Origin of the sequence: Rhizobium sp. rho-13.1 (assembly GCF_007000305.1) — a bacterium.
Lineage (GTDB): Bacteria > Pseudomonadota > Alphaproteobacteria > Rhizobiales > Rhizobiaceae > Rhizobium > Rhizobium rhododendri.
Window position 1 is genome coordinate 40,988 of sequence record NZ_SCFL01000010.1, and the last position, 24,842, is coordinate 65,829.

A 24,842-nucleotide genomic window follows, 5' to 3' on the forward strand; every position below is an offset into this window, starting at 1 on the left:
GGGCGGACACCCCATGAAGGATCATACCGATGGACGCCACGACCCAGATCGAAACCATTGAAGACGTAAGCCCGCAGGTCTTTCGCGACGCAATGGCGAAGATGGGCGCGGCCGTGAACATCATCACGACGGATGGTCCGGCCGGCAAGGCAGGCTTTGCAGCGACCGCTGTCTGCAGCGTCACCGACAGCCCCGCCACCTTGCTCATCTGTCTCAACCGGACGGCGTCGGTATTCAATGCGGTCATGGGCAACAAGGCGCTCTGCGTCAATGTCCTGACCGCCGGGCACGAAGGGCTTTCAGGCCTGTTTGGCGGCAAGACCCCCGTCGAACAGCGCTTTGCCGCAGCCAACTGGCACTATGGGGTTACGGGCGCTCCGGTGCTGGAGGATGCCATGGTATCGTTCGAATGCGTGCTCACCGACATGGTCGATGTCGGCACCCACCGGGTGCTGTTCTGCTCGGTAAAGGCTATCCGCGAAAGCGCTGCGGAAAAGGCGCTGGTCTACTACAAGCGTGCCTACCACCATCTCGGCGCCTGACGATGGCAGGCCTTGCGTCAGCCCAGTTTCACTCCGTTCGCCGTCACGTAGACCGCGTATAGCGATGTTGTTCCGGTGATGAACAGCCGATTGCCTTTCGGACCGCCGAAGGTGAGGTTGGACACGCCTTCGGGGATCCGGACCTTGCCGATCAGGTTGCCGTCGGAATCGTAGACGTGAACGCCGTCACTCGCACTGGCCCAGATACGGCCCCTGCGATCGACCCTGAAGCCGTCGAACAGACCTGACGTGCACTCTGCAAAGACGCCGATATTTTCGAGCTTGCCATCGGCGGATACGGCAAGTTTACGGATATGACGCGGTCCGCCGCTGAGATGCGAAACGCCGGTGTCGGAAACGTAGAGAATGGATTCGTCCGGCGAGAATGCCAGCCCGTTCGGCTTGACGAAATCGGCGGCGACACGACGCGTTCCGGTCTGCGGATCATGGCAATAGACGTGGCAACCGCCGATCTCCTCCTCGCCATAATCACCTTCGTAATCGGTCAGGATGCCGTAGGTCGGATCGGTGAACCAGATCGTGCCATCCGACTTCACGGTCACATCGTTCGGAGAATTCAGACGCTTGCCGTCGACCTGATCGGCGATGACAGTAATCTTGCCGTCGAAATCCGTCCGGGTGACCCGTCGCGTCAGATGCTCGCAGGTCACGAGCCGACCTTCGTTGTCGACGGTATTGCCGTTGGAATTGTTCGATGGCGACCGAAATACGGAGGTCTGACCGCTGGCTTCATCGTAGCGCATCATCCGATTGTTCGGAATGTCGGAGAACACCAGGTAACGTCCGGGGGCAAACCAGGCAGGCCCCTCCAACCAGCGGCCTCCTGTCCAGAGCCGCTCAACCCGCGCATGGCCGACAAAGCAGGCCTCGAAACGAGGATCGATAACTTCAAAGCCGCTGCCTTCGATTTCACCAAACATCGTCACCTCCATCTGCATTTCGGTTATCGATATCATTTTCTCCCGTTCAGCCAAGACCCTGACGTTGTTGGCGTCAAATTAGTTTGAGACAGATAACACACGACCCTCAGAGATAGCCCTTTTGGCAATGCGCGCAGCGCGAGAGTGCGCAACTTTGCGATTGTGCGATGGTAGCGATAACTTTATTGGTGAACCTTGCTCGAAGCCGCGCGGTGTTTGGGGCAACCGATACGTATGGGGACACAGTGAAAAAACCAGCCGGGGGCAGGCCGAACGGCGCGCCGCGAGACATCCAGAAGCTGACGATGGCCGAGGTCGCCAAATATGTCGGCGTATCCGCGATGACAGTCTCGCGGGCTTTTCGGCAGGATGCCAGCGTCTCGGAGGAAACGCGCAAGCGGATCATGGATGCCGTCGATGCACTCGGCTACGTGCTTGACCAGTCGGCCGGCAGCCTGTCGTCCCGGCGCACCGGCTTCATTGCGGCGCTGGTGCCATCGATCAACAATTCCAACTTTTCCGACACCGCGCGGGGCATCACCGACGCGCTCGAAAATACCGGCCTGCAGCTGCTTCTCGGCTACACCGACTACGCGGCGGACAAGGAAGAAAAGCTTATCGAGGCGATGCTGCGCCGGCGCCCGGAAGGCATCATCCTGACCGGTGGATCGCACACGATGCGCGCGAGGCGCATGCTGGAAAATGCCAATATCCCGGTTGTCGAGACCTGGGAAATCCCGGAGAAGCCGCTCGGCCATGTCGTCGGTTTCTCGAATGGCGAGGCCATGTCGATGCTTGTGCGCGCGCTCGCCGACAAGGGTTACCGCAAGTTCGGCTATATCGGCGGCACCACGGCGCGCGACACGCGCGGCAGCCAGCGGCGCAGCGGATTCCTGAAGACGGTCGAGGAACTCGGGCTAGGACCTGGCCGCGTCATCTCCTTCGGCGTCCCGCCGATCACCATGCAGCAGGGCGCGCAGGCCATCGTCAGCATGCTCGAAAGCTGGCCCGACACGGAAGTCGTACTGTGCGTTTCCGACCTGTCGGCCTTCGGTGCGATGATGGAATGCCAGCGCCGCGGCATGCGCGTACCGGAAGACATTGCCATCGCCGGCTTCGGTGACTACGAGATCTCGTCGATCTGCCACCCGCGCATCACAACGATCAATGCCGATTGCTATGGCATCGGCAGCCAGGCGGCGGCAAAGCTGCTCGAAGCCATCCAGGGCGGAGAGCCGAAGGGCGACGAGATCACTCTCACCAGCTGCCGCGTCGTGTTGCGCGAAAGCGCCTGAGGCAAATCTAGAAGGCGATCTGCACCTTCATGGCCTTGCTTCGATCGTTCGCCGCCTCGAAGGCTGCCACCGCATCCTCGATCGGGAAAACCGCCGTCAGCAGCGGCTTCAGATCGACGCGCCCGCTGTTGATCAGATCGACCGCCAGAGCGAACTCCTCGTGGAACCGGAAGGTCCCGCGTATCTCGATTTCCTTGGCGACGATCATGTTCTGTGGCAGCGAGATGTCGCCGCCGAGGCCGAGCTGAACCAGCACGGCGCGCGGCGCCAACGCCTCCAGCCCCGCCCTGACCGCCCGTTCATTGCCGGACGCTTCGAACATCACATCGAAATAACCCTTGTCGGCACCATAGGCGGACAGATCTTGCGGGTTGGAAGCGACATTGATCGTCCGGTCAGCACCGATGGTCCGCGCCAGATTGAGAACATTGTCGACGACATCGGTGACGACGATTTCGCGGGCGCCGTGTGCCCGTGCCGCAATGATTGCGAGCGCGCCGATCGGTCCGCAGCCGGTCACCAGCACCCGCTTGCCGAGCAGCGAGCCTGCGCGGTTGACCGCATGCAGGACGACCGCGAACGGTTCGGCGAAGGCCGCTTCCTCGATGGAAACGTCGTCCTTGACCTTGTGGCACTGCCAGCCTTCCGCCACCAGTTGCTGGCGAAAGCCGCCCTGGATATGCGGCATCGGCATCGCGCTGCCGTAGAACTGCATGTTGAGGCATTGGTTCTGCTGCCCCTTGAGGCAATACCGGCAATGATTGCAAGGTCTGCTGGGCGAAACGGCGACGCGGTCGCCGACAGAGAGGCCAGTCACTCCTTCGCCGATGGCGTTGATGGTGCCGGCAATCTCATGCCCGAGGATCATCGGTTCGCGCAGCCGCACGGTGCCGAAGCCACCGTGATTGTAATAGTGCAGGTCGGAACCACAGATGCCGCCGGCCTGAATGGCAATGCCCACCTGTCCCGGCCCCGGCAATCCCGCCTGTACTTCCTCGATCCGAAGATCCTTGGCGGCGTGAATGACAAGTGCTTTCATCGTCTTACCTCAAACAATGGAGTAGGCCTCAAACAACCGGGGTGAGCAGTGTTGCGCCGGAGAAATGCGCCGCGAGATTGTCGCGAACGAGTTGGCCCATCGCCTGCCGCGTTTCCACCGTCCCGGACCCATGATGCGGATGCAGGACGATATTGTCGAGCGTCATGAAACGCGCGTCGATGTTGGGCTCGTTCCAGAACACATCGAGGCCCGCGGCCTGGATGGTTTTTTCCTGCAAGGCAGCAATCAAGGCCGCCTCATCGACGGTGGAACCCCTTGAGACATTAACAAGTATCCCTTGAGCTCCGAGGGCTGCCAGCACCGCGCCATCGACCAGATTTCGGGTAGCCTCCCCACCGGGAACGATGACCACCAGGAAATCGGCCCATTTCGCCAGCGCGATCAGGTCCGGTTCGAACGCGAAGGCAACGTCCGGGCGCTGGTTGCGGGAAAAGTATGCGATATCGCAGCCGAAGGCCGCGCCGCGCCGGGCGATGGCCTGGCCGATGCGCCCCATGCCGACGAGACCGAGCTTCTTGCCCGACACCCGCGTCACCAAAGGCATCGCGCCGTTGCGCCAGTCTCCGGCGCGCACGAACACATCTGCTTGCGCGATGCGCCTGGCTGCGGCCAGCAGCAATCCAATGGCAATATCGGCGACGTCATCGGTGAGAACATCGGGCGTATTGGTGACGCGAATGCCGCGGTCGCGGGCATAGGAAAGATCGATGGCGTCGGTGCCGACGCCGTAGCACGACACGATCTCGAGGTTCGGCAACGCCGCCATGAGTTCGGCGGAGGCGCCAAGCTCGCCCTTGGTGGCGATGGCACGAATGTCCTTGCCGACAGCCTTCAGCAGGGCCTGCCTGTCTTCGGCCTCCCACAGCCGATGGACGACATAATTTTCCTCCAGCGCCGTCATGTCCCAATCCGGATACACGCCGGTCATCAGGATATCTGCCTTCGGCATGTCTTGTCTCCCGTGAATTGTCGATTGATTATGTTATCGATAACATATAGTTCGGTTGGTCATGTCAAGGGATGATTTCTGCCCTGTCGATGCTAAACATTTCCAGATGACCGCAAGAATTGAAGGAGACGAGATGAGGAACCTGTTCGATCTGACCGGCCGGCGCGCGCTGATTACCGGGTCCAGCCAAGGCATCGGATACGCCCTGGCCGAGGGCCTCGCGAGCTATGGCGCGGAGGTGGTGATCAACGGCCGGACTTCATCGGCAGTGGCTGCCGCCGTCGAAACTCTGAGGGCAAAGGGCTTTGTTGCCCATGCATCCGTCTTCGACGTCACCAAAAAGGATGCGACGGATCAGGGCGTTGCGGAAATCGAGGCGGGCATCGGCGCCATCGACATCCTCATCAACAACGCCGGGATGCAGTTTCGCTCGCCACTGGAAGAGTTTCCGGCCGACAAGTGGGAGCTTTTGCTGGCAACAAACATTTCCAGCGTCTTCTACGTGGGCCAGGCGGTCGCCAAGGGCATGATCGCGCGCAAAGAGGGCAAGATCATCAACATCGCTTCGGTCCAGAGCGAGCTGGCAAGGCCCGATATCGCGCCCTACACCGCAACCAAGGGCGCCGTGCGCAACCTGACGAGAGGGATGTGCGCCGACTGGGCAAAGCACGGCCTGCAGATCAACGCCATTGCCCCCGGCTACTTCAAGACACCGCTGAACCAGGCGCTGGTCGACAATCCGGAGTTCACATCGTGGCTCGAAAAGCGCACGCCGGCCGGACGCTGGGGCGATGTCGAGGAACTGATCGGCGCTGCCGTGTTCCTGTCCGGCAAAAGCTCTTCCTTCGTCAACGGCCACACGCTCTATGTCGATGGCGGCATCACCACTTGCCTTTGAGGTGAGGTATCGCCTGTAGAGGCAACGACGTTGGATTGCAAAGGAGGACATGATGGATAGTGACAGGGCAAGCGTTGCAGTGATCGGCGCCGGCATCATGGGAACGGCGATCGCCACCCGCCTGCTCGAGACGGGCCATGCGACATCTGCTTTCGATCTCAATCCTGATAAAGTCGCGGCCCTCGCAGACAAGGGCGCAACTCCCGCAAAGTCTGTCCGGGCCGCCGTCGAGACGAGCGCATTCTGCATTCTCAGCCTCAACCACGCCGACATCGTGCGGTCCGTCGTGTTCGGCGAGGACGGCGTGGCTGCTGCCGCCAGTGCCGACAAACTGGTGATCGACATGTCGTCCATCGACCCCGCCGAGACGACCTCGATAGCAACCCGACTGCGAGATGAGACAGGCATGGGCTGGGTGGACTGCCCGCTGTCCGGGGGGGTGCCGGGCGCGCTATCGGGACGGCTGACGATCATGGCGGGCGGCAGCGAGACCGATTTCGAGCGGGCCCGCGTCGTCATGCAGCATCTGGCTGCCAACTATACGCTGATGGGCGGATCAGGAGCCGGCCAGACAACGAAGCTCATTAACCAGCTCTTCTGCGCAGTGCTTTTCCAGGCCGTCGCGGAGGCTGTGAAGCTCGCCGAAGCCGGCGGAGTCGATCCGGCGGCAATCCCTGCGGCGTTGGCAGGCGGCAGGGCGGACAGCCGCATTCTGCAGGAATTCATGGGCAAGTTTGCCCAGCGGGATTTCTCGCCGACCGGGCGGATCGACAATATGTTGAAAGACCTGGATTCGCTGCAGGCCTTCGCACTGAAGACGAAAATACCCCTTCCGATGACGGGCGCTGTGGTGGAGATTCACCGGCTGCTGTGTGCCGCCGGTCTCGGCAGCCGCGACTCCGCAGAGATGATCCGCCTGCTCGACGGCTTCTCCGCCGCACCGTAAATTTCCACGCCGCAGGACGTTTTCCGTCGAGAACGGATTTTCGCTTGACCGGCTATCGATGTTATCGATAACATAAAACTCTGCATACGCGTGGCTTTGGGAGGAGCATCGGTGGAAGCGAAAAAACTACTGGAGTTCCAGACGATCACCAAGACGTTTGGCGGAACCCAAGCGCTCTGTGACGTCTCCTTCGATTTGCGCGAAGGCGAGATCCTGGCCCTGCTGGGCGAAAACGGCGCCGGCAAGTCGACGCTGATCAAGACGCTCGCCGGCATCTACAAGCCCGATACCGGCGACATCCTCTTTCGTGGCGAAAGCTATCATCACCGTCCGTCGCGGCCCAACCAACGCCAGCCGGTCGCCTTCATCCACCAGGATCTCGGCTTGATCGAGTGGATGACGGTCGGCGAGAACATGGGCCTGGCGCAAGGGTTCTCCATGCGTCGCGGCGTGATCGACTGGAAGCGGACGCAGGCGCGCGCCGAGGATGCGCTGAAACTGGTGGGCTGCCACTTCGATCCGACGACCCGGGTCTCGTCCCTCAGCAGGACGGAGAAGTCCCTCGTGGCGATTGCCCGCGCCCTTGCCGTCGAAGCCGACGTCCTTGTGCTCGACGAACCCACGGCAAGCCTGCCGGCAGACGAGGTCGAGCGGCTGTTCGACGCCATCAGGCCCCTCAAGGAGCGCGGCGTCGGGATGATCTACGTCTCGCACCGGCTGGACGAGATTTTCCGCATTGCCGACCGCGTCGCCGTCCTTCGAGATGGCAAGATGGTCGGCCAGAAGGCTGTCGCCGACACGACGCCCGACGAGCTCGTAACGATGATCATCGGCCGCGCCAATCACGACCTGTTTGCCAAAAAGCCGGCCGTCGCCGGCAAGGCGATCGTCAAGGTCCGCGACCTCGCCTGCGCCGGCACCAGCCCGGTCTCTTTCGATATCCGTGAGGGCGAATTGCTCGGGCTGGTGGGATTGCGGGGCGCCGGACAGGAGTTGATCGGCCGCGCGCTGTTTGGCTGCGAGGGTTTTGCCGGCAGCGTGCTGCTGCATGACCAGACACCCGACCTGTCGAGCCCCCGAAGCGCCATGGCATCCGGAATCGGCCTGATCGCCCGCGACCGGACGGAGGAATCGGTCGCCATGCCGTTATCGGTGCGCGAAAACACCTACCTCAATCCCGGTGCATCCGGCCGGGGATTGCGGTCCTTTCTCTCCCCCCGACGCGAAGCCGATCTTGCCTCGGCCATCGGTCGTTCCGTCGGCCTGCGACCCAACGATCCCGACTTGCCTGTCGAAGCTCTATCCGGCGGCAATCAGCAGAAGGTCGTCGTCGCCCGCTGGCTGGCGACCGGGCGTAAGTTGCTGGTTGCCGAGGATCCGACCGCGGGTGTCGATGTCGGCGCCCGTGCCGATATCTACCGCCTTATCACCCAGGCGCTGGATGCCGGGCTTGCCGTCGTCGTCGTTTCCACCGATTTCGAGGAAATCGCCCACATCTGCCACAGAGCCCTTGTCTTTTCGCGCGGCAGGATCGTCAGCGAACTGGCCGGCAATGCGCTGACGACGGAAGCGGTCATCACAGCTGCGTCCGCGTCCGAAGCCGCATGAACATTCAGGAGGAAAGCCATGCAATCCATTGAATCAACCGCGCTGGAGCCGACTAAGGGCGAAATGGCGGGATTGTCGACCAGCCAGAAGATCGGCCGGCTTATCCCCGTCTACGGACTGGTAATCCTGACCGTCGTGCTGATCCTGCTGTTCTCGCTGCTGCTGCCGGCGACTTTCCCGACACTTCTCAACGTTCGCTCCATCGTGTCGGACAAGGCGATCATCGCGCTGCTGTCGCTGGCCGCGATGATCCCGATGGCGTCGGGCCGCATAGACCTGACCGTCGGTTACGGCATCGTGCTCTGGCACATCCTTGCCATCAGTCTGCAGACCGCCTACGGCCTTCCCTGGCCAGTGGCCGTCCTCATCGTGCTGGCGCTCGGCACCATCACGGGCTTCCTGAACGGACTGCTGGTGGAGGTCGCCAAGATCGACAGCTTTATCGCGACGCTCGGAACAGGCACCGTCCTCTACGCGCTGGCGCTTTGGCACACCGGCGGCCGCCAGGTTGTCGGCGTCCTGCCGCACGGCTTTTATGCACTGAACGGAACGATGCTGTTCGGCCTGCCGATCACTGGCTTTTACGTCCTCGGCATCGCCATCTGCATGTGGGTCGTGCTCGAATACCTGCCGGTCGGGCGATATCTCTACGCAATCGGTGCCAACCCGAAGGCCGCAGCCCTCAATGGCATTCCGGTGCGCAAGTTCGTGATCGGTGCCTTCGTGACGTCGGGACTGTTGGCGGCGCTCACCGGCGTACTTCTGGCCTCGAAGCTGCGCATCGGCCAGGCGAGCGTCGGGCTCGAATATCTGCTGCCGGCCCTCGTCGGCGCCTTCCTCGGCTCGACGACGATCAAGCCCGGACGCGTCAACGTCTGGGGGACGCTCATCGGCGTCATCATCCTGGCGGTCGGGATTTCCGGCATCCAGCAATTCGGCGGCTCCTTCTTCATCGAGCCGCTCTTCAACGGGGTCACCCTGCTTATTGCCATCGGCATAGCCGGTTACGCCCAGCGCAAGCGCGGCGCCGTGAGGAGGATCACGCCCGCGCCCAAGTAGACTACGCCGGGATCAACACCGGTACATCAAAACCAAAATGGAGGAGTGAACATGAAGCGTAGAACGATGTTGCAGGCGACGGTCGCAGCGCTTGCCCTGATGACCAGCCTGCCGGCGCTTGCCGACCCTATGTCCGATGCGAAAGCGGTCGTCGACAAATATGCATCCAAGGCGAGTGCATGGGATGGCCCGACCACCGGGCCCAAGGGCGCAGCCGGCAAGTCGATCGTCATCCTTGCCGGCGACATGAAGAACGGCGGCATTCTCGGCGTCGTCAACGGCGTCCAGGAGGCGGCAGGATCGCTCGGCTGGAAAGTGACCGCGCTCGACGGCGCCGGCTCGATCGGCGGCCGGACGGCAGCCTTCGGCCAGGCGATGGCGCTGAAGCCGGATGGCATCATCATCGACGGTTTCGACGCTATCGAGCAGAAGCCGGCGATGGAGCAGGCAAAGGCTGCCGGCATTCCGATGGTTTCCTGGCATGCGGCATCGAATGTCGGTCCCGTCCCGGAAGTCGGCGTGTTCGCCAATGTCACCACCGACGCCATGGAGGTCTCCAAGGCTGCGGCCGACTGGGCATTCGTCGATGCAGGCGGCAAGCCCGGCGTCGTCATCTTCACGGACAGCACCTATGCGATTGCCATCGCCAAGGCCGACCGGATGAAGAAGGAAATCGAGAGCCTCGGCGGCACCGTGCTCGAATATGTCGATACGCCGATCGCCGAAACCTCGCAACGCATGCCGCAGCTGACGACATCGCTGCTGCAGAAATACGGGGAGAAGTGGACGCATTCGCTGGCGATCAATGACCTTTATTTCGACTTCATGGGTCCCTCGCTGGCATCGGCCGGCATCGAGGGAGACGGCAAGCCGGTGAATGTCGCCGCCGGCGACGGCTCGGAAAGCGCCTACCAGCGCATTCGCGCCAAGCAATACCAGGCAGTCACGGTGGCCGAGCCGCTCACCCTGCAGGGATGGCAACTGGTCGACGAACTAAACCGCGCCTTCGCCGGGGTCGCATGGTCCGGCTATGTTTCGCCGCTGCATGTGGTCACGACAGCCAATGTCGAATTCGACGGAGGCCCGAAGAACAGCTTCGATCCCGACAACGGCTATCGGGATCACTACAAGGCAATCTGGGGCAAATAACGTCGCCATGCGGGGCGCGGCCGATGCCTGCGCCCCGCGCTCCGGGCACAGACGGAGCCGCGCCCTCACATCAACCAATTTGGAAAAGTCGATGATCGTTCGATATGCTTTGTTCGAAGGCGAAATCCATGCCGGCAAGGAGGCCGAATTCCGTGCGTTCGTGAAAGAAAAACTGGTGCCGCTCTGGACGCAGTTCCCGGGCGCCAAGGAAGTTCGCGTCCTCGATGGCTTCGATCGCGATGAAGGGGCGCCGGTCTATGCAATGGCCCTTGCAGTTCGCTACCCCGACATGGATGCCGTTGATGCCGCACTTCGCTCGGATGTCCGCTACCAAAGCCGCGAGGTCAGTGGCGAACTTCTGAAGATGTTCACAGGCCGGGTACACCACCACCTGTTTACCGCAAACGATTATGCGCCAGCGGGCCTTTGAGCTAACATGACACATACCGCATCGTTTACAGGATGAAAGCATGATGGATGGCCGGGTTGCAGTTGTCACGGGCGCAGGTTCAGGGATCGGAAGAGCGGTAGCGCTGGCGCTCCTGGGGGATGGCTACGTCGTTGCGCTCGCCGGTCGCCGTGCGGAGCCGCTGGAAGAAACAGCCTCTCTGGCCATGGCGGGCATACCGTTGATCGTTCCGACAGATGTCACCGACCCGGCGTCGGTCGACGCGCTCTTTGCCGAACTGGAGGCTAAGGCAGGGCGGCTGGACGTGCTGTTCAACAATGCCGGCGTGGGTGCGCCCACGACGAATTTCGGCGACGTGACGTTCGAGCAATGGCAAGCCGTCATTTCCGTCAACATCAACGGAATGTTTCTCTGTGCCAACCGGGCCTACCGCATGATGCGCGACCAGACGCCACGGGGCGGACGCATCATCAACAACGGCTCGATCTCGGCCCACACGCCGCGGCCAGGCTCAGCACCCTATACGGCCTCCAAGCACGCTGTGACCGGCCTCACCAAATCGATCAGCCTCGACGGGCGCATCCACAACATCGTTGCCTCGCAGATCGATATCGGCAACGCCGCCACGGATATGACGACGCGCATGGCCAAGGGCGTGCCACAGGCGGATGGCACGATTGCTGTCGAACCCACCATGGACGTCGCAACCGTGGGTGCCACCGTCCTCAATATGGCGAAAATGAGCCTCGACGCCAACGTCCAGTTCATCACCATCATGGCCTCGAGCATGCCGTTCATAGGGCGGGGATAAGGCTCGGAACCCTCCGCACCTGGGTCGATGGTGACGGGATACGACTGCCAGCAAAAAAGATGGCGCCATGTTTTCACACAGGGCGCCATCGTGTTTTAGGTTGGTAATCTCGGGAGACCTAGCGCGCGGCGATTTGCTTCAGGAGCTTGCAGAGAGCAGCCAGACCGGGATCGGCATTTCCGGCTCCGAAGGTCTTGCAGCGGGTGAGGACGAGCTTCTGCTGAGTGGGCGACATCCCCTGGTACGCGATAGCAGCGCGTCGGGTTGCCGCCCGACCGCCCAGACCCGAGCCTACACCTGCATTGTTGCCAGATCCAAGACCAGTCCCGCTGGTGTTGCCGCCGCCGATGGATCCGGTGCTGCCACCGCCGGTGGATCCGTTGCCGCCGCCGCCAGTGGATCCATTGCCGCCGCCGCCGGATCCACCAATTGACGCTCCGACACCCGCGCTGACGCCATTGCCGCCTCCAACCGACGCACCGACACCAGCATTGACACCGCTTGACCCACCAATCGAGGCAGTTGCTCCCGCGTTCACGCCTTGCGCACCACCGATCGATGCTCCGGCTCCGGCATTAACACCATTGGAACCGCCTACATTTGCGCCGACACCGGCATTCACACCGGTGGAGCCGCCGACGTTCGCACCGACGCCGGCATTAATGCCGCCGACGGAAGCGCCCACGCCGACGCCCAGTCCACGACCTCCGCCGAGTGATACCCCGCCGCCGAGGCCAAGGCCTCCGCGGTTGGAGCCGCCCTGTTGGGCCTGTACGGATACCACAGTTGCCGCAGATAGAAGAACGGCAAGCGAAATGCTCTTTCTGAGATTCTGCATGATTATCATCCTCGTTGGTTTAGCCCGTGACTGATGTCACTGGCGGGACTAGGTCGAGGAGCGCGCGCTTCCTGTTGAAACGGACTGATAGCGGGTGCTATCGATCCGTCACAATGTAAACGTGTTATGCATTACTAATGTTTCACTCTCTTATGGACCTGAGAGCGCTTCAGTCGATCATGGTGAACTCAGCATTAACAGTCCTTCGGAACGCTCCAGAGTGGGACGTTCTCAACACTTGGCCCTCGCGGCTCCTCTGTGGCGGTTGCCCCAGATACCGCCAGCTTTCCGGCCGTCATAACGTAGCACTGGTCGAAGACGCCCGACGGCGGCTTTGCGTGCGTGGCAAGGATGACCGTTTTTCCTGTCGCCAGATTGCAGAGATCCTCGAAAAACGCGCGCTCTGTCTCCGGATCGAGATTGGACGTCGGTTCGTCCAAAACGAGGATTTGAGCTTTCGAGAGAAGCGCGCGCGCAAGACACAGGCGACGCGCCTGTCCGGCGGACAGTGTCCAGCCCTTTTCGCCGACATAGCCATCCAGCTGGTCTGGCAGCCGCCGGACGACGTCGCCGAGGCGGACCGCGTCGAGCATGTGCCAGAGACGCTCGCTGCTTGCGCCGGGATCGCCCATCAGCAGATTGTCTCGCAGGCTTCCCATGAAGACTTGCGTATCCTGGGTCAGAAGCGCGATGCGCCGATGCAGTTCGTCCTGCCTCAGCCAACGAAGATCGACATCGCCGAGTGTGATCGTGCCAGCCTGCGGATCGAAGAGGCGAAGCAGCAGCGCCATCAACGTCGACTTGCCGGAGCCGCTGGCACCGAGGATCACGACGCGGGACCCTGTGGCGACCTTAAAACTGACATCCACCAGGATCGTCCTGTCGGCATGATGCCCGAAACGCACGCGGTGGAAGGCGATGTCGTTGCCTTCCGGCATTGCCACCGGTCGCCCGGGATCAACCACCGCAGGCGGGCTGTCGGCGACTGCCCGTATCTGTTCGGCCGCAGCAATAGAGGAGCTCAGGCGCGAGACGCTGCGAACGATTGCACCGGTCGCCTCGAAGCTTGCAAGCGTCGCCAGCAGCAGACCGACCAGCAGCGGGCCGCCGATATCGCCACGCTGAAAGCTCTGGATGCCGAACCACAGCACGCCGACCAGCGCCGTGCCGGCCAGAAGCTGGACCATGGCGCTGGCAATGCTTCCCCGTAACGCGAGACGCCGCCGCGCCGATCCCACGGCGTTCGCGGCATCGTCGAACTGCTTCTCTGCCATGGCGATCTGGTCGAAGACGATGAAGTCCGCCAGCCCGTCCATGCTTTGCAGGGCGGCGCTGCGGACTGCAGCCGATGCCGCGATCACGGACCGCCCCTGCGCCAGCGTCGCTCCAACGAGGACGGCGGGCACCGCCAGGGTCGCAGTTGCAAGCGTCACCGCATAGACCACTGCCCCCGCGGGTATGTACCAGCCGAGGATCGCACTCATCGTCGCCCCGAGCACCAGCGCCGTCAGCATCGGGCCAATGGCCACCAGAAACGCCGTGTCGAGCGTATCGATGTCGGCCGTCAGCCGGCTGACGAGGTCGCCGTGGCTGATACCGGTGTCCTTGAGCGGCATACGGGGTATCAGCCGCGAAAACAGCCAACCCCGGAGATCGGCAAGCAGCCACAGCGTTGCATCGTGACCGACGAGCTTTTCTCCATAGCGGGCGCCGATGCGGATCAATGAAAAGCCGCGGATCAGCGACGACGGCCCGAACAGGTTGAAACTCGCAGCTGCGGTCGTCAGGGCAGCCGCAGTCAGGAACCATCCGGAAACGCCAAGCAGTGCCATGCCGGCAACGAGCGTCAGCGCACCAAGGCCGAAGGCGAGGCCGAACCGCAGTGCCCGGGTGCGAAACAGCGGCAGGAAGGACATGAGGGCTATCATGCGGCATTCTCCTCGAACGCGAGCAATACCTTCGGCCTTGGCTTTACGACCGGCACGATATCGCCGCCGGCGACGCGGAATACATGGAAGAAGCGCTCGGCCACGGCGAGCGAATGGGTGGCGACCAGCAGGGTTCGACCGCGTGCAAAGACCTGCAGCGCATCGAGAACGCGGCTCTCGGTTTCGCGGTCGAGATGCGCCGTCGGCTCGTCGAGAACAATCAGGCCGGGGTCGCGCAGGAAAATCCTTGCCAGAGCGATCCGCTGCGCCTCGCCGCCGGACACGCCCCGCCCGCCCGCGCCGATTGCCGTATTGAGCCCGTCGGGCAGGGCGTTGGTGAATCCAAGGACGCCCGCGAGTTCTGCCGCGCGGGAAAGATCGCTTTCGCTTGCCAGTCGCGCGCCGAAACGAATGTTATCGGCGATTGTCCCCGCAAACAGCATAGGCCGCTGGCCAAGGAAGGCCACCGCATTGCGCAGCCCGGCGGGGTCAATAGACTGTAGCTCATGTCCTTCAAGACAGATGCGTCCCTCGAAGGCCCTGAGCCCGACAATGGCTTCCAGTAACGTCGACTTTCCGATGCCGCTCTCGCCGAGGAGCGCCGCATGGCTGCCGGCAGCAAGGGACAGGGTGGCATTTTCAAGCAGCCGCCGCCCGCCGTCCGGGGTGGCAAGCCCGAGATGGGAAGCGGCAACAGCGATCGCCCCTCCCGTCAGCGGCATCGAGGCCGGCCGGCTGGATGTTTCGACGCCGTTTTCCGGGAGATCGCCAAACAGCGCGGCGATCTCGACGATGGCCGCCTTGGCGGATTGCCGGTCGTGATAGTGGGCAGCGAGCAGCCGCAGCGGCTGATAGACCTCGGGCGCCATCAGCAGACAGAACAAACCTGCCTGCAGCGTAAAAGGCGACACCCTGATATGGACGAAGCCGAGATAGCTGAGGCCGACATAGAGGGCGACGCCTGCGACGCCGAGCGCCGCAAAGAATTCCAGCACAGCCGACGAAAGGAACGCGATGCGCAGCACGCGCAAGGTCCGCAGCCGCAGGTCATGGCTAGCATCCAGCACCTTCGTCGTCTCACTCTCGGCCCGGCCGAACAGTTTGAGCGTCACGATACCGCGCAAACGGTCGGCGAAGAAGCCGGACAGGCGGGACATCGCCTGCGCCTGGGCATCGGTGGCTGCCTGCGCGCCCCATCCGACCAGTGCCATGAAGATGGGAATGAGCGGCGCAGTCAGCAGGAACAACAGTGCCACGATCCAGTCGACCGGCATGACGGCCATGGCAAAGACGATGGGCAGCACAGCCGCCTGGATCATCGCCGGGACAAATCGGGCGAAATAGCCATCCAGCGCATCCGTCTGGTCGATGACTGCGGAACTGAGTGCACCCGAGGAGCGCAGCGCCATCCAGTCCGGCCGCTGATCGAAGATGTGGCGATGCAGCAGTCGGCGCAGATACAGCTTGATACGTTCGGCGGCGACGATACCGGCGCTCTCGGCGCCGAGCCCCAGCCCGATCCGCGCGATGAAGATGCCGATGAACAAGCCGACAGCCGGAAGCACCTCCGTGACAGACTGCCGCGACACGATGACCCGACCGAGGATCTCGGAAAGCAGCAGGGCCTGCCCCACCAGCAGCATCCCGGATAACATCGGCAGGGCACAGGCAACCACCATGGCCTTGCCGCCATGCCGCTGAAGCCGGGATAACCACTGTCTTTGATTGATACCGTGTTCTGCCGTCATCGCTGCCCTCAACCGCCGCAGCAGGCTCTCTATCCTGCGAAGGCCATGCCGTTTTCACTGTCACAGTCAGTGCCCGAGCCGCCGGGGGGGAGGCATTGACATAAATCAATGCGTGTCCTCGGGGCTGGGCGTAGCAACCTGCAGGCCCGGCATCCGGCCGGCACACTGATAGGAACGCGCGCATGATCGACTTCACCGTTGTGGATTTGGCACGCCTGCAATTTGCGGCGACCGCACTTTACCATTTTCTCTTTGTCCCGCTGACGCTGGGACTGTCCTTCCTCATGGCGATCATGGAAAGCGTCTACGTGATGACCGGCCGTGAAGTCTGGCGGCGCATGACGCTCTTCTGGGGCACCCTGTTCGGCATCAACTTTGCAATGGGCGTCGCGACAGGCATAGTCATGGAGTTCCAGTTCGGCATGAACTGGAGCTATTACAGCCATTATGTCGGCGACGTCTTCGGTGCGCCGCTTGCCATCGAGGGGCTGATGGCCTTCTTCCTGGAGGCAACCTTTATCGGCCTCTTCTTCTTCGGCTGGGACCGTCTGCCGAAGGCCGGCCATCTGGTCGTCACCTGGCTGGTCGCGCTCGGCGCCAATTTCTCGGCCCTGTGGATCCTGATCGCCAACGGCTGGATGCAGAACCCGGTCGGCTCCACCTTCAATCCAGACACGATGCGCATGGAAGTGTCCGATTTCGCCGCCGTGCTGTTCAATCCGGTGGCACAGGCAAAATTCGTTCATACCGTCAGTGCCGGCTATACCACGGGGGCCATGTTCGTCATGGCTGTCAGCGCCTGGTTCATGCTGCGCGGCCGCCACCTCGACCTTGCCAAGCGCTCCATGGCCGTCGCCGCCAGCTTCGGCATCGCCTCGGCCTTATCGGTCGTCGTGCTCGGTGACGAAAGCGGCTATGTCGCCACAGAACACCAGAAGATGAAGATCGCCGCCATCGAGGCGATGTGGCACACCGAGCCTGCACCGGCCGGCCTCACCCTGTTCGCGATACCCGGCAAGGACGGCAACCGCTTCGAGGTCAAGATCCCCTGGGTGCTGGGGCTCATGACGACGCGTAGCCTCAATACCGAAGTCCAGGGCATCCTGCCGCTGGTCGACCATGCCAAAGAGCGTATCCGCAACGGCCTGCTGGCGTCCGCCGATCTCGACGCGATCCGCAAGGATCCGAAGGACCAGGCCGCACGGGCAGCCTTTGCCAAGAACTGGCCGGATCTCGGCTATGCCCTGCTGCTCAAACGCTACCGCGAGGACATCGTCAACGCCACGCCCGATGAGATCGACCAGGCCGCCCGCGATACCATCCCCGACGTCGGCACGCTGTTCTGGACGTTCCGCATCATGGTGGCGCTCGGCCTCTACATGATCGTGTTCTTCGCCACCGCTTTTGTGCTCAGCAGCCTCCACAAGCTTGGAAACAACAGGACGCTGCTCAGGATAGCGCTCTGGAGCATGCCGGTCCCGTGGCTCGCCATCGAATCCGGCTGGCTGGTGGCGGAATATGGCCGTCAGCCCTGGGCTATCGAGGGTGTGCTGCCGACATTCTATGCCGCCTCGGGTCTCAGCGTGATCGACATGCTGATCAGCCTCGGCTTCTTCCTGGTCCTCTATACCGCCCTTCTGGTCGTCATGATCATTCTGATGCTGAAGACCATCAAGGCCGGCCCCGGGGACTACGCCATGCTCGACGGATCCGCCGAACCAATTCAGATGCCTAAAAGCGCGGCCGCCTAACCTCAAGCGCAGAGAGAACGATGATGAACACGATTCCCCTCGACTATGAAATACTGCGAATGATCTGGTGGGCCCTGCTCGGCATCCTGTTGATGGGCTTTGCCATCATGGGCGGCAACGATCTCGGCGTCGGCGCCCTGCTCCCCTTCGTTGCTCGCACGGACGAAGAGCGGCGCGTCGTCATCAACCTTCTCGGCCCGACCTGGGAAGGCAACCAGGTCTGGTTGGTGCTGGGTGGCGGCGCCATCTTCGCCGCCTGGCCGGCCCTCTATGCCGTCTCCTTCTCCGGCTTCTATCTCGCCATGATCGCTATTCTTCTGGCACTCATCCTGCGTCCGGTCGCCTTCAAGTTCCGCGGCAAGATGAAAGATCCGACATGGCGGGCAACCTGGGACTGGGCTCTGTTCATCGGCGGCTTTGTGCCGGCGCTGATCTTCGGCGTGGCCGTAGGCAATGTCCTGCTCGGCGTCCCCTTCGACCTCGACGGAACCCTGCGCGCCAGCTACACCGGCAACTTCTTCGGGCTGCTGCGTCCCTTCGCGCTGCTCGCTGGCCTGCTTAGTGTCTCCATGCTGGTTGCCCATGGCGCAGCGCTCATCACGCTGAGGACAGAGGGCCAGGTTGCAGAGCGGGCGCGCCTCTATGGTCGTGCGGCTGCGCTGGCAAGCATTGTGCTGTTTGCTATGGGCGGTCTCTGGGTTGGCATTGGTATGGATGGCTATGTCGTATCCAGCGTCCAGGATGCGCTTGGCCCTTCCAATCCGCTGTCGAAGACGGTCGTCCTCGTCTCGGGCGGCTGGCTCAGCAACTACGGCACTCATCCCTGGATGATTGCGGCCCCCGCCCTTGGCTTCCTCGGCTCCCTGCTGGCACTCGTCTGCCTTTCCGGTGGAGCCTTGAAAACAGCATTGCTGGGCACGACAATCGCCATCATCGGCATCATTTCGACGGCCGGCCTGTCGCTTTTTCCCTTCCTGCTGCCAAGCTCCATCCATCCGGCAGCCAGCCTGACGGTCTGGGATGCATCGTCGAGCCACCTGACGCTGTTCATCATGCTGATCGCCACGATTATCTTCCTGCCGATCATTCTCATCTACACGGGCTTCGTCTTCCGCGTCATGCGTGGCACGGTGACGACAGCCTCGCTCGGCCGCAACCCCAACGCCTACTAAGGAGACAACGATATGTGGTATTTCACCTGGATCCTCGGCGTCGGGCTGGCCTGTTCCTTCGCGATCCTCAATGCAATGTGGTTCGAGATGCGCGAGGATCGTCAGCTCGCGCTCGTCCCCGTCAAGCCTGACCGGGACCGCGACGTAAAATGAGCAGCGGCGACGATATCGTACGGCGCTATGCAGCCCTTGCCGTGCCGCGCTACACATCCTATCCGACGGCTGCGGAATTTTCAGCGGCCGTCACTCCGGATCACCACGCCCGCTGGCTCGGGCGCGTGGGTGCCGGTCAACGAGTATCCGTCTACCTGCACGTCCCCTATTGCCGCGAGCTTTGTTTCTATTGCGGCTGCCATACCAAGCTCACCCGCCGCGAGGATGTCATCGACGCCTACAGGCAGGCGCTGGAGACGGAAATCGAGACGGTCGCCGGTCATCTCGGCGGCAGACCCAGTGTTGTCCGGTTGCACTGGGGCGGCGGCACACCGAGCATTCTCGGCGCGTCCGGCATGAAATCCGTGCTGGACGTCCTGCACAGCCACTTCACATTCGAAAAGGCCGGCGAACACGCGATCGAACTCGACCCACGCTATGTCGACCAAGCGCTGGCTGCCGACCTTCGTGCGATGGGCATCAACAGGGCCAGCCTCGGTGTCCAGGACACCGCCCCGCAGGTGCAGGCCGCGATCGGGCGCATCCAGCCGATCGAAACCGTGCAGTCCGCCGTCGCCCATCTGCGGACCGCTGGAATCGACCGACTGAATTTCGACCTTATCTACGGCCTCCCGAAGCAGACGGTATCCTCGTTGACGCGGACCTGTCAGGCAGTCGCCGAACTGCGTCCGGATCGCATCGCATGCTATGGTTACGCCCATATGCCGGACCGCCGGGCCAACCAGCGCCAGATAGACGGCAGCGCCCTCCCCACTTCGGCCGAGCGCATCGAGCAAGCGGCAACCGTCTTCTCGGAACTCCTGCGGCATGGCTATGAGGCAGTCGGGCTCGACCATTTCGCCAGGCCGGATGACAGCCTTGCCATCGCGTGCCACGGGCAGCGGCTGCACCGCAACTTCCAGGGCTATACCGATGACGACTGCCCGATGCTTCTCGGCTTCGGCGCCTCGGCGATATCGAGGCTTCCGGATGGATACGTCCAGAACATGGCGGACAATCCGCGCTATTGTCAAACGGTGGGAGAGAAAAAGCTGGCCAGCATCCGTGGCTGCCTGATGGACACCGATGACCAGGCACGGGCGCAAATCATCGAATCCCTGATGTGCAATTTTCGCGTCGACCTTGGCAAGGTCGCTGGCGGAAAGGATTTCGCGGACGAATTCACCGCACTTCAGCCAATGATCGACGACGGACTGGTCGTTGTGCAGGAGGGTGTTGTGGCAATGACCGCAGCAGGACGCGCTGTCGTTCGTGTCGCGGCAGCGATCTTCGACCGCCACCGATGGGACACGACCAGCCGCTTCAGTCTTGCAGTCTGAGGTCCGGGCACAGCATGCGGGTCTCTCGTCAGAATGGCTGGGCTGACGCTGTCTCTGCGGTCTGAGGGGTTTGGCCGCTCAGGCGGCCCATGCACTGGACGAACTCCGGATAAAGCGTCTGCACGCGCGACATTGGCACGGTCCAGTCCGGCTCATTTCCGGAAAACGTCAGCTGCACGTCGGGCCTGCCCTGAAACGCATCGGTGACCAGCCGCCTGATGGGACCGTCGCTGGTCTTGCCATCCTTGGTCCAGACCTGCAGCGTCCTGGCATCGAAAAAGGCGGCAGGCGCGACGATGCGTCGGGTGCCATCGACAATGGTGACGGTGGTCTTAGTTCCTGCGGGGATGGACCAGCCATCCCTGGAGACGAGCCAGCGCGTCGTATCGCGGCTTGCGCGGAATTCCACGGTCTTGCCGAGGTGACTGTCCCAGAGAAGCCGACAGTAAGGCGCATCCGTTCCGGCGTCGAAGCCGACGGACCACTGGTTGAGTTGCGCCGTCCACTGGGTCTCAGCGGCGGCGAGGCCCGGAAACACAAGCGACGCGATCATGACGGCATAACGGTAAAGGCGCATCGACATGTCCGGCTCCAGCGTGGTTTCGGGCAGGCTAGCGCAAAGGGGTCAACGTTTTGTCAATTCGCACCGAAAACGTCCGTCCAGCACCCCGCCGGTATCAGTCGAGCAATTCCCGCAGTCGCACCGCAAGTTCGCGTGCCGTGTAGGGCTTCTTCAGCCAGCTGGCGTCGTTCGACATTTCGCCCTCGGCGATTTGCGGCGACGCATAGCCGGAGGTGAACAGGATCCTGACGTCGGGCCGCAGCAGGCGCGCGCGCTCCGCCAGCTCGTCGCCCGTCATGCCACCCGGCATGGCGATATCGGTCAGGATCAGTGCGATATCGGGCGTCTTTTCGAACAGGGTGAGCGCATCCGGGCCGTTTGCAGCCTCCAGAACCCGGTAACCGGCCTCCTCCAGCCGCGCCACGACGATGCGGCGCACACGCGGATCGTCTTCGGCGACCAGGATAAGTTCGCTGCCGCGCGGGCCATCCCCGACCTCGGCCGCGACGGCCATCTCGGGAGGCTGCGCATCGCGCAATACGGGAAGGAATATCCGCACATTGGTGCCGGACCCCTCGATACTCTCAAGCTCTACATGCCCGCCCGACTGCTTGGCGAAACCATAGACCATGCTAAGGCCGAGACCCGTCCCTGCACCCATGGCCTTGGTCGTGAAAAACGGCTCGAATGCATGCTTGCGGATATCTTCTGGCATTCCCTCGCCGGTGTCAGCCACCGAGATCAGCACGTAATCGCCTGTGCGAACATGGGGATAGCGTGTGACGTAGTCTACATCCAGCCGGACGCGACTGATCTCGATCGTCAGCCGCCCGCCTTCGCTCATTGCATCCCGGGCGTTCAATGTCAGGTTCAAAAGCGCATTCTGCAGCTGCGATGTATCGACCCGCGCCAGATTGGAAGACCCGGAGACGACGGTGCGCAGTTCGACGGTTTCGCCGAGCGTCCTTCGCAAGAGGTCGGAAAAGCTGCCGACCAGCTTGCCGATGTCGGCGGGCTTTGGATGCAACGGCTGCCTTCGACCGAAGGCAAGCAGTTGCGCCGTGAGCTTCGCGCCGTCCTCGGCTGCATACTGCGCCTCGCGCAACAGCGACAGCTGCCCCTCGTCGTGCAGCTTGGCTTCCAGCATTTCGAGATTGCCGCTGATCACAGTCAGCAGATTGTTGAAATCGTGGGCAAGGCCGCCTGTCAGCTGCCCGACGGCTTCCATCTTCTGCGCCTGGCGCAATTCTTCCTCAATCCGGTGCCGGCTGGTCAGGTCGCGGATGAACCCGGTAAAAATCCGCTCGCCGTTCGAAATGGCCTCGCCAACGGAGAGCTCCATCGGAAACAGCGTTCCGTCCTTGCGCTGGCCGGTGACGACGCGCCCGTAGCCGATGATGCGCCGCTCGCCGGTGGTCATATAGTGAGACAGATATCCGTCATGGGCGTTGCGATCGGGCTGCGGCATGAGGTCGCGAACGTTCCGCCCGCAGATCTCTGCTGCTCCATAGCCGAAAAGGCGCTCGGCAGCGGCGCTGAAAGATGTGATCTTCCCGACGTCGTCGATGACCACCATGGCCTCCGGCACCGTCTCCAGAATGGAGCTGAGATGGACCTCCCGGCTTGCAAGCTCGCCCTGCGCATGGCGCAGGGCCGTAACGTCGTTGTTAGTCTGGAAAATGACGCGCGTGCCGTCGCCCTGCCGCACGGCGATCACGCAGCGACTTGCGACATGAAGCACCTGTCCGTCCTTGCGCCTCTGCCTGACTTCGCCGGTCCACACGCCGTTGGCGAGCAGGTCACGTTGCACCTCGTCGGCCGGGACTGCGAATTCCGTCGCCAGCAGTTCATGGACAAGCCGGCCGAGCGCCTCCTCGCGCTTCCAGCCGTATAGCTCCTCGCATCCGCCGGTCCAGCGGGTAACGACCCCATCCAGTCCGTGGACGATGATGGTTGCGCCGTCGAGGATGCGCTCGATCTCGCCTTTTCCCAGATCGTCGGAACCGCGATGTGCCGTGAAACTGTCTATCATGCCTCTATCCCGACGGTCAGCAATTGGCCAACTGGCGTCTCTTGTCGTCCGGTGTGTTGTTATTGTCTGCATCGCAATCTCCCGCAAGCAAGGAAAGCCTGTTCAACCTCACTTCAATGCTGTGCCTGCCAACCGGACTGATGACGCCTGCTATCGTCAGTCTGGTGATGTTGCGCGAAACGGTCTCGATCGTCAGGCCCAGGAAGTCGGCTATGTCCTGGCGGCTCATGGGCAGGTCGACTGTCATTCTGGACTCTGCAGCGCGCTCGTGCCGGCGGGCCAGCATCAGGAAAAAGCTGCAAAGGCGCTCCTCGGCGGATTTCCGACCGAGCAGAACCATGTGATCCTGCGCTGCCGCCATTTCTTCGCACAACTTCGCAAACAGCTTCGGCTGCAGTCCGGCGTCCTCGTTGATTGCCTGCTGGAAATGGAGCCGCGAGCAGCGGCGTACCCTCGCCGATGTCACGGCCTCTGCCGTATACAGATAGAGATTGCGAAACGAGAGGCCGATGATGTCGCCGGGGAAGAGAAAGCCGGTAATGATGCGACGGCCATCGGCAATGATCTTGCAGACCCGAAACAGACCCTCGGTCACCTCGAAAATGTGGCTTGCCTTGTCACCCTCCCAGAACAGGGCATCGCCGGCATCGAGCATTTCCTGGGGCCGCCACTGGAAGGCGCAAGAGAGCGTCGAGGGGCCGCCCGGCGTCATTCGGACTACGTTGGTCGAAAGATGATGAGCACTTTCCGAAAACATGGGTCAAACCTCTGTTCATTTCACCAGAGCAATTGACCCGTCGCCCGTTACGTAGGAACGATGCCGCTGTGATAAACAGTGCCAAATTGTAACGGACTGTAACAGCCGCCCCGCGTTTACGATCGGCGACGCCATGCCTGGTGATTTGATTTCGAAAATTCATATCCTTGTCGTCGATGACGACCCACGAATTTGCCAGATGCTGCAGCGGTATTTCGAGGAAGAAGGCTACGGGGTCACCGTTGCCCATGACGGCAAATCGATGAAGCGGGCCATGACGACGATGGCATTCGACGCCATACTTCTCGACCTCGTGCTGCCCGGCGACGATGGACTGACGCTGGCGCGGGATATCCGGGCCGGCTCCGACATTCCGATCATCATGCTGACCGGCCGGGACGATGTCATCGACCGGATCGTCGGACTGGAGATCGGTGCCGACGATTACATCGCAAAACCCTTTCACCTGCGGGAAGTCCTTGCCCGCGTCCGGACGATCCTGCGCCGCCGTCGTGCAATGCCGGCAGCCCCGGTAGAGGTGAGGGAGCTGATCCGTTTCGACGGCTTTACACTGGACATCGACCGGCGCGTCCTGTCCTCGAGCGACCATGCTAACATCGAGTTGACGACGGGTGAGTTCGACATGCTCGCGGTTCTGGCGAGAAGCCCCCGACGGGTCCTGACGCGACAGGCCCTCATGGACATGACCCGGGGCCGCAATCTCGAAGCCTTCGACCGGACGATCGACGCCCAAATCGCCCGTCTGCGCAAGAAGATCGAGCGCGATCCGAAAAAGCCGGAAATTATCAAGTCGGTGCGGGGCATCGGCTACGTGTTCAGCGGCCGCGACGACAGCAGCGAATGAGGGCGACGGTCATTCGCTGCCATTATCTT

Annotated in this window: 23 protein-coding genes; 14 read left to right on the top strand and 9 right to left on the bottom strand. The window is 62.3% G+C overall.

Annotated features, from left to right (window positions below; genetic code table 11):
* The first annotated feature begins 29 nt into the window (after window positions 1-29).
* Window positions 30-542, top strand: a complete 513-nt coding sequence (locus tag EQW76_RS20215) for a flavin reductase (RefSeq protein WP_142830967.1) — start codon at window positions 30-32, stop codon at window positions 540-542.
* Between the two features lie 17 nt (window positions 543-559).
* Here EQW76_RS20215 and EQW76_RS20220 read toward each other — a convergent pair whose 3' ends face one another.
* Window positions 560-1,483 (bottom strand): SMP-30/gluconolactonase/LRE family protein, encoded by a 924-nt coding sequence (locus tag EQW76_RS20220; protein ID WP_143123180.1) that lies wholly within the window; start codon window positions 1,481-1,483, stop codon window positions 560-562.
* A 305-nt stretch (window positions 1,484-1,788) separates the two neighbouring features.
* Between EQW76_RS20220 and EQW76_RS20225 the strand changes: the two genes are divergently transcribed.
* Window positions 1,789-2,778: a LacI family DNA-binding transcriptional regulator gene (locus EQW76_RS20225; protein ID WP_142831010.1), complete on the top strand. Its 990-nt coding sequence runs from the start codon at window positions 1,789-1,791 to the stop codon at window positions 2,776-2,778.
* Window positions 2,779-2,785: 7 nt separating this feature from the next.
* On the opposite strand, the gene EQW76_RS20230 is transcribed toward EQW76_RS20225, so the two are convergent.
* Window positions 2,786-3,817 carry an L-idonate 5-dehydrogenase gene (locus EQW76_RS20230; RefSeq protein WP_143123112.1) on the bottom strand — a complete coding sequence of 344 codons (1,032 nt, stop codon included), beginning with the start codon at window positions 3,815-3,817 and terminating at the stop codon, window positions 2,786-2,788.
* 28 nt (window positions 3,818-3,845) lie between these two features.
* The gene (locus tag EQW76_RS20235) at window positions 3,846-4,787 is read right to left on the bottom strand and encodes a 2-hydroxyacid dehydrogenase (protein ID WP_142830965.1); all 942 of its coding nucleotides are present in this window, start codon (window positions 4,785-4,787) and stop codon (window positions 3,846-3,848) included.
* Between the two features lie 133 nt (window positions 4,788-4,920).
* Here EQW76_RS20235 and EQW76_RS20240 point away from each other — a divergent pair, with 133 nt between their 5' ends.
* The 7 genes from EQW76_RS20240 to EQW76_RS20270 all read left to right on the top strand — a co-directional run bounded on the left by EQW76_RS20240 (window position 4,921) and on the right by EQW76_RS20270 (window position 11,667).
* A complete protein-coding gene (locus EQW76_RS20240) occupies window positions 4,921-5,685 on the top strand; it encodes an SDR family oxidoreductase (RefSeq protein ID WP_143123113.1) in 765 nt (254 codons plus the stop codon).
* Window positions 5,686-5,734: 49 nt separating this feature from the next.
* Window positions 5,735-6,631 carry an NAD(P)-dependent oxidoreductase gene (locus EQW76_RS20245; RefSeq protein WP_143123114.1) on the top strand — a complete coding sequence of 299 codons (897 nt, stop codon included), beginning with the start codon at window positions 5,735-5,737 and terminating at the stop codon, window positions 6,629-6,631.
* A gap of 111 nt (window positions 6,632-6,742) precedes the next feature.
* Window positions 6,743-8,239, top strand: coding sequence for a sugar ABC transporter ATP-binding protein (locus tag EQW76_RS20250; RefSeq protein ID WP_142830962.1), 1,497 nt, complete (start codon window positions 6,743-6,745; stop codon window positions 8,237-8,239).
* An 18-nt stretch (window positions 8,240-8,257) separates the two neighbouring features.
* Window positions 8,258-9,298, top strand: coding sequence for an ABC transporter permease (locus tag EQW76_RS20255; RefSeq protein ID WP_142830961.1), 1,041 nt, complete (start codon window positions 8,258-8,260; stop codon window positions 9,296-9,298).
* A 51-nt stretch (window positions 9,299-9,349) separates the two neighbouring features.
* Entirely contained in the window at window positions 9,350-10,447 is a 1,098-nt protein-coding gene (locus EQW76_RS20260) for a substrate-binding domain-containing protein (protein ID WP_142830960.1), read from the top strand.
* Between the two features lie 91 nt (window positions 10,448-10,538).
* Window positions 10,539-10,877, top strand: coding sequence for a hypothetical protein (locus tag EQW76_RS20265; protein ID WP_143123115.1), 339 nt, complete (start codon window positions 10,539-10,541; stop codon window positions 10,875-10,877).
* A 40-nt stretch (window positions 10,878-10,917) separates the two neighbouring features.
* Entirely contained in the window at window positions 10,918-11,667 is a 750-nt protein-coding gene (locus EQW76_RS20270) for an SDR family oxidoreductase (RefSeq protein ID WP_202617187.1), read from the top strand.
* A gap of 118 nt (window positions 11,668-11,785) precedes the next feature.
* On the opposite strand, the gene EQW76_RS20275 is transcribed toward EQW76_RS20270, so the two are convergent.
* The 3 genes from EQW76_RS20275 to cydD form a co-directional block, all read right to left on the bottom strand.
* Window positions 11,786-12,505, bottom strand: a complete 720-nt coding sequence (locus EQW76_RS20275) for a hypothetical protein (RefSeq protein ID WP_244616991.1) — start codon at window positions 12,503-12,505, stop codon at window positions 11,786-11,788.
* A 194-nt stretch (window positions 12,506-12,699) separates the two neighbouring features.
* The gene (gene cydC, locus EQW76_RS20280; RefSeq protein ID WP_143123116.1) at window positions 12,700-14,433 is read right to left on the bottom strand and encodes a thiol reductant ABC exporter subunit CydC; all 1,734 of its coding nucleotides are present in this window, start codon (window positions 14,431-14,433) and stop codon (window positions 12,700-12,702) included.
* The gene (gene cydD, locus EQW76_RS20285) at window positions 14,430-16,181 is read right to left on the bottom strand and encodes a thiol reductant ABC exporter subunit CydD (RefSeq protein ID WP_142830957.1); all 1,752 of its coding nucleotides are present in this window, start codon (window positions 16,179-16,181) and stop codon (window positions 14,430-14,432) included. The genes cydC and cydD overlap by 4 nt, the downstream gene beginning before the upstream one ends.
* Before the next feature lie 185 nt (window positions 16,182-16,366).
* On the opposite strand from cydD, the gene EQW76_RS20290 reads away from it, so the two are divergent.
* From EQW76_RS20290 to hemN, 4 genes are read left to right on the top strand one after another with little or no spacing between them, the layout of a single operon-like run.
* Window positions 16,367-17,932 carry a cytochrome ubiquinol oxidase subunit I gene (locus EQW76_RS20290; protein WP_202617192.1) on the top strand — a complete coding sequence of 522 codons (1,566 nt, stop codon included), beginning with the start codon at window positions 16,367-16,369 and terminating at the stop codon, window positions 17,930-17,932.
* Window positions 17,933-17,955: 23 nt separating this feature from the next.
* Window positions 17,956-19,104: a cytochrome d ubiquinol oxidase subunit II gene (cydB, locus tag EQW76_RS20295; RefSeq protein ID WP_143123118.1), complete on the top strand. Its 1,149-nt coding sequence runs from the start codon at window positions 17,956-17,958 to the stop codon at window positions 19,102-19,104.
* A 12-nt stretch (window positions 19,105-19,116) separates the two neighbouring features.
* Window positions 19,117-19,257 (top strand): cytochrome bd-I oxidase subunit CydX, encoded by a 141-nt coding sequence (gene cydX, locus EQW76_RS20300; protein WP_143123119.1) that lies wholly within the window; start codon window positions 19,117-19,119, stop codon window positions 19,255-19,257.
* Entirely contained in the window at window positions 19,254-20,597 is a 1,344-nt protein-coding gene (gene hemN, locus EQW76_RS20305) for an oxygen-independent coproporphyrinogen III oxidase (RefSeq protein ID WP_143123120.1), read from the top strand. The genes cydX and hemN overlap by 4 nt, the downstream gene beginning before the upstream one ends.
* Window positions 20,598-20,625: 28 nt before the next feature.
* Here the strand turns inward: hemN and EQW76_RS20310 are convergent, their stop codons facing one another.
* From EQW76_RS20310 to EQW76_RS20320, 3 genes are all read right to left on the bottom strand, one after another.
* Window positions 20,626-21,180: a hypothetical protein gene (locus EQW76_RS20310; RefSeq protein ID WP_143123121.1), complete on the bottom strand. Its 555-nt coding sequence runs from the start codon at window positions 21,178-21,180 to the stop codon at window positions 20,626-20,628.
* A gap of 94 nt (window positions 21,181-21,274) precedes the next feature.
* Complete coding sequence (locus EQW76_RS20315; RefSeq protein ID WP_143123122.1) at window positions 21,275-23,191, bottom strand: PAS domain-containing sensor histidine kinase; 1,917 nt, start codon at window positions 23,189-23,191, stop codon at window positions 21,275-21,277.
* Window positions 23,192-23,207: 16 nt separating this feature from the next.
* The gene (locus tag EQW76_RS20320) at window positions 23,208-23,948 is read right to left on the bottom strand and encodes a helix-turn-helix domain-containing protein (protein WP_224128394.1); all 741 of its coding nucleotides are present in this window, start codon (window positions 23,946-23,948) and stop codon (window positions 23,208-23,210) included.
* Between the two features lie 133 nt (window positions 23,949-24,081).
* Here EQW76_RS20320 and EQW76_RS20325 point away from each other — a divergent pair, with 133 nt between their 5' ends.
* Window positions 24,082-24,813 carry a response regulator gene (locus tag EQW76_RS20325; protein ID WP_143123123.1) on the top strand — a complete coding sequence of 244 codons (732 nt, stop codon included), beginning with the start codon at window positions 24,082-24,084 and terminating at the stop codon, window positions 24,811-24,813.
* Window positions 24,814-24,842: the final 29 nt, after the last annotated feature.

Coding starts and splice junctions, on each gene's coding strand:
- EQW76_RS20315 (WP_143123122.1), bottom strand. CDS start 23,191: ATGATAGACAGTTTCACGGCACATCGCGGTTCCGACGATCTGGGAAAA.
- EQW76_RS20270 (WP_202617187.1), top strand. CDS start 10,918: ATGATGGATGGCCGGGTTGCAGTTGTCACGGGCGCAGGTTCAGGGATC.
- EQW76_RS20320 (WP_224128394.1), bottom strand. CDS start 23,948: ATGTTTTCGGAAAGTGCTCATCATCTTTCGACCAACGTAGTCCGAATG.
- cydC (WP_143123116.1), bottom strand. CDS start 14,433: ATGATAGCCCTCATGTCCTTCCTGCCGCTGTTTCGCACCCGGGCACTG.
- EQW76_RS20255 (WP_142830961.1), top strand. CDS start 8,258: ATGCAATCCATTGAATCAACCGCGCTGGAGCCGACTAAGGGCGAAATG.
- cydX (WP_143123119.1), top strand. CDS start 19,117: ATGTGGTATTTCACCTGGATCCTCGGCGTCGGGCTGGCCTGTTCCTTC.
- EQW76_RS20240 (WP_143123113.1), top strand. CDS start 4,921: ATGAGGAACCTGTTCGATCTGACCGGCCGGCGCGCGCTGATTACCGGG.
- EQW76_RS20260 (WP_142830960.1), top strand. CDS start 9,350: ATGAAGCGTAGAACGATGTTGCAGGCGACGGTCGCAGCGCTTGCCCTG.
- EQW76_RS20275 (WP_244616991.1), bottom strand. CDS start 12,505: ATGCAGAATCTCAGAAAGAGCATTTCGCTTGCCGTTCTTCTATCTGCG.
- EQW76_RS20225 (WP_142831010.1), top strand. CDS start 1,789: ATGGCCGAGGTCGCCAAATATGTCGGCGTATCCGCGATGACAGTCTCG.
- hemN (WP_143123120.1), top strand. CDS start 19,254: ATGAGCAGCGGCGACGATATCGTACGGCGCTATGCAGCCCTTGCCGTG.
- EQW76_RS20325 (WP_143123123.1), top strand. CDS start 24,082: ATGCCTGGTGATTTGATTTCGAAAATTCATATCCTTGTCGTCGATGAC.
- EQW76_RS20310 (WP_143123121.1), bottom strand. CDS start 21,180: ATGTCGATGCGCCTTTACCGTTATGCCGTCATGATCGCGTCGCTTGTG.
- cydD (WP_142830957.1), bottom strand. CDS start 16,181: ATGACGGCAGAACACGGTATCAATCAAAGACAGTGGTTATCCCGGCTT.
- EQW76_RS20265 (WP_143123115.1), top strand. CDS start 10,539: ATGATCGTTCGATATGCTTTGTTCGAAGGCGAAATCCATGCCGGCAAG.
- EQW76_RS20220 (WP_143123180.1), bottom strand. CDS start 1,483: ATGTTTGGTGAAATCGAAGGCAGCGGCTTTGAAGTTATCGATCCTCGT.
- EQW76_RS20235 (WP_142830965.1), bottom strand. CDS start 4,787: ATGCCGAAGGCAGATATCCTGATGACCGGCGTGTATCCGGATTGGGAC.
- EQW76_RS20245 (WP_143123114.1), top strand. CDS start 5,735: ATGATGGATAGTGACAGGGCAAGCGTTGCAGTGATCGGCGCCGGCATC.
- cydB (WP_143123118.1), top strand. CDS start 17,956: ATGAACACGATTCCCCTCGACTATGAAATACTGCGAATGATCTGGTGG.
- EQW76_RS20215 (WP_142830967.1), top strand. CDS start 30: ATGGACGCCACGACCCAGATCGAAACCATTGAAGACGTAAGCCCGCAG.
- EQW76_RS20230 (WP_143123112.1), bottom strand. CDS start 3,817: ATGAAAGCACTTGTCATTCACGCCGCCAAGGATCTTCGGATCGAGGAA.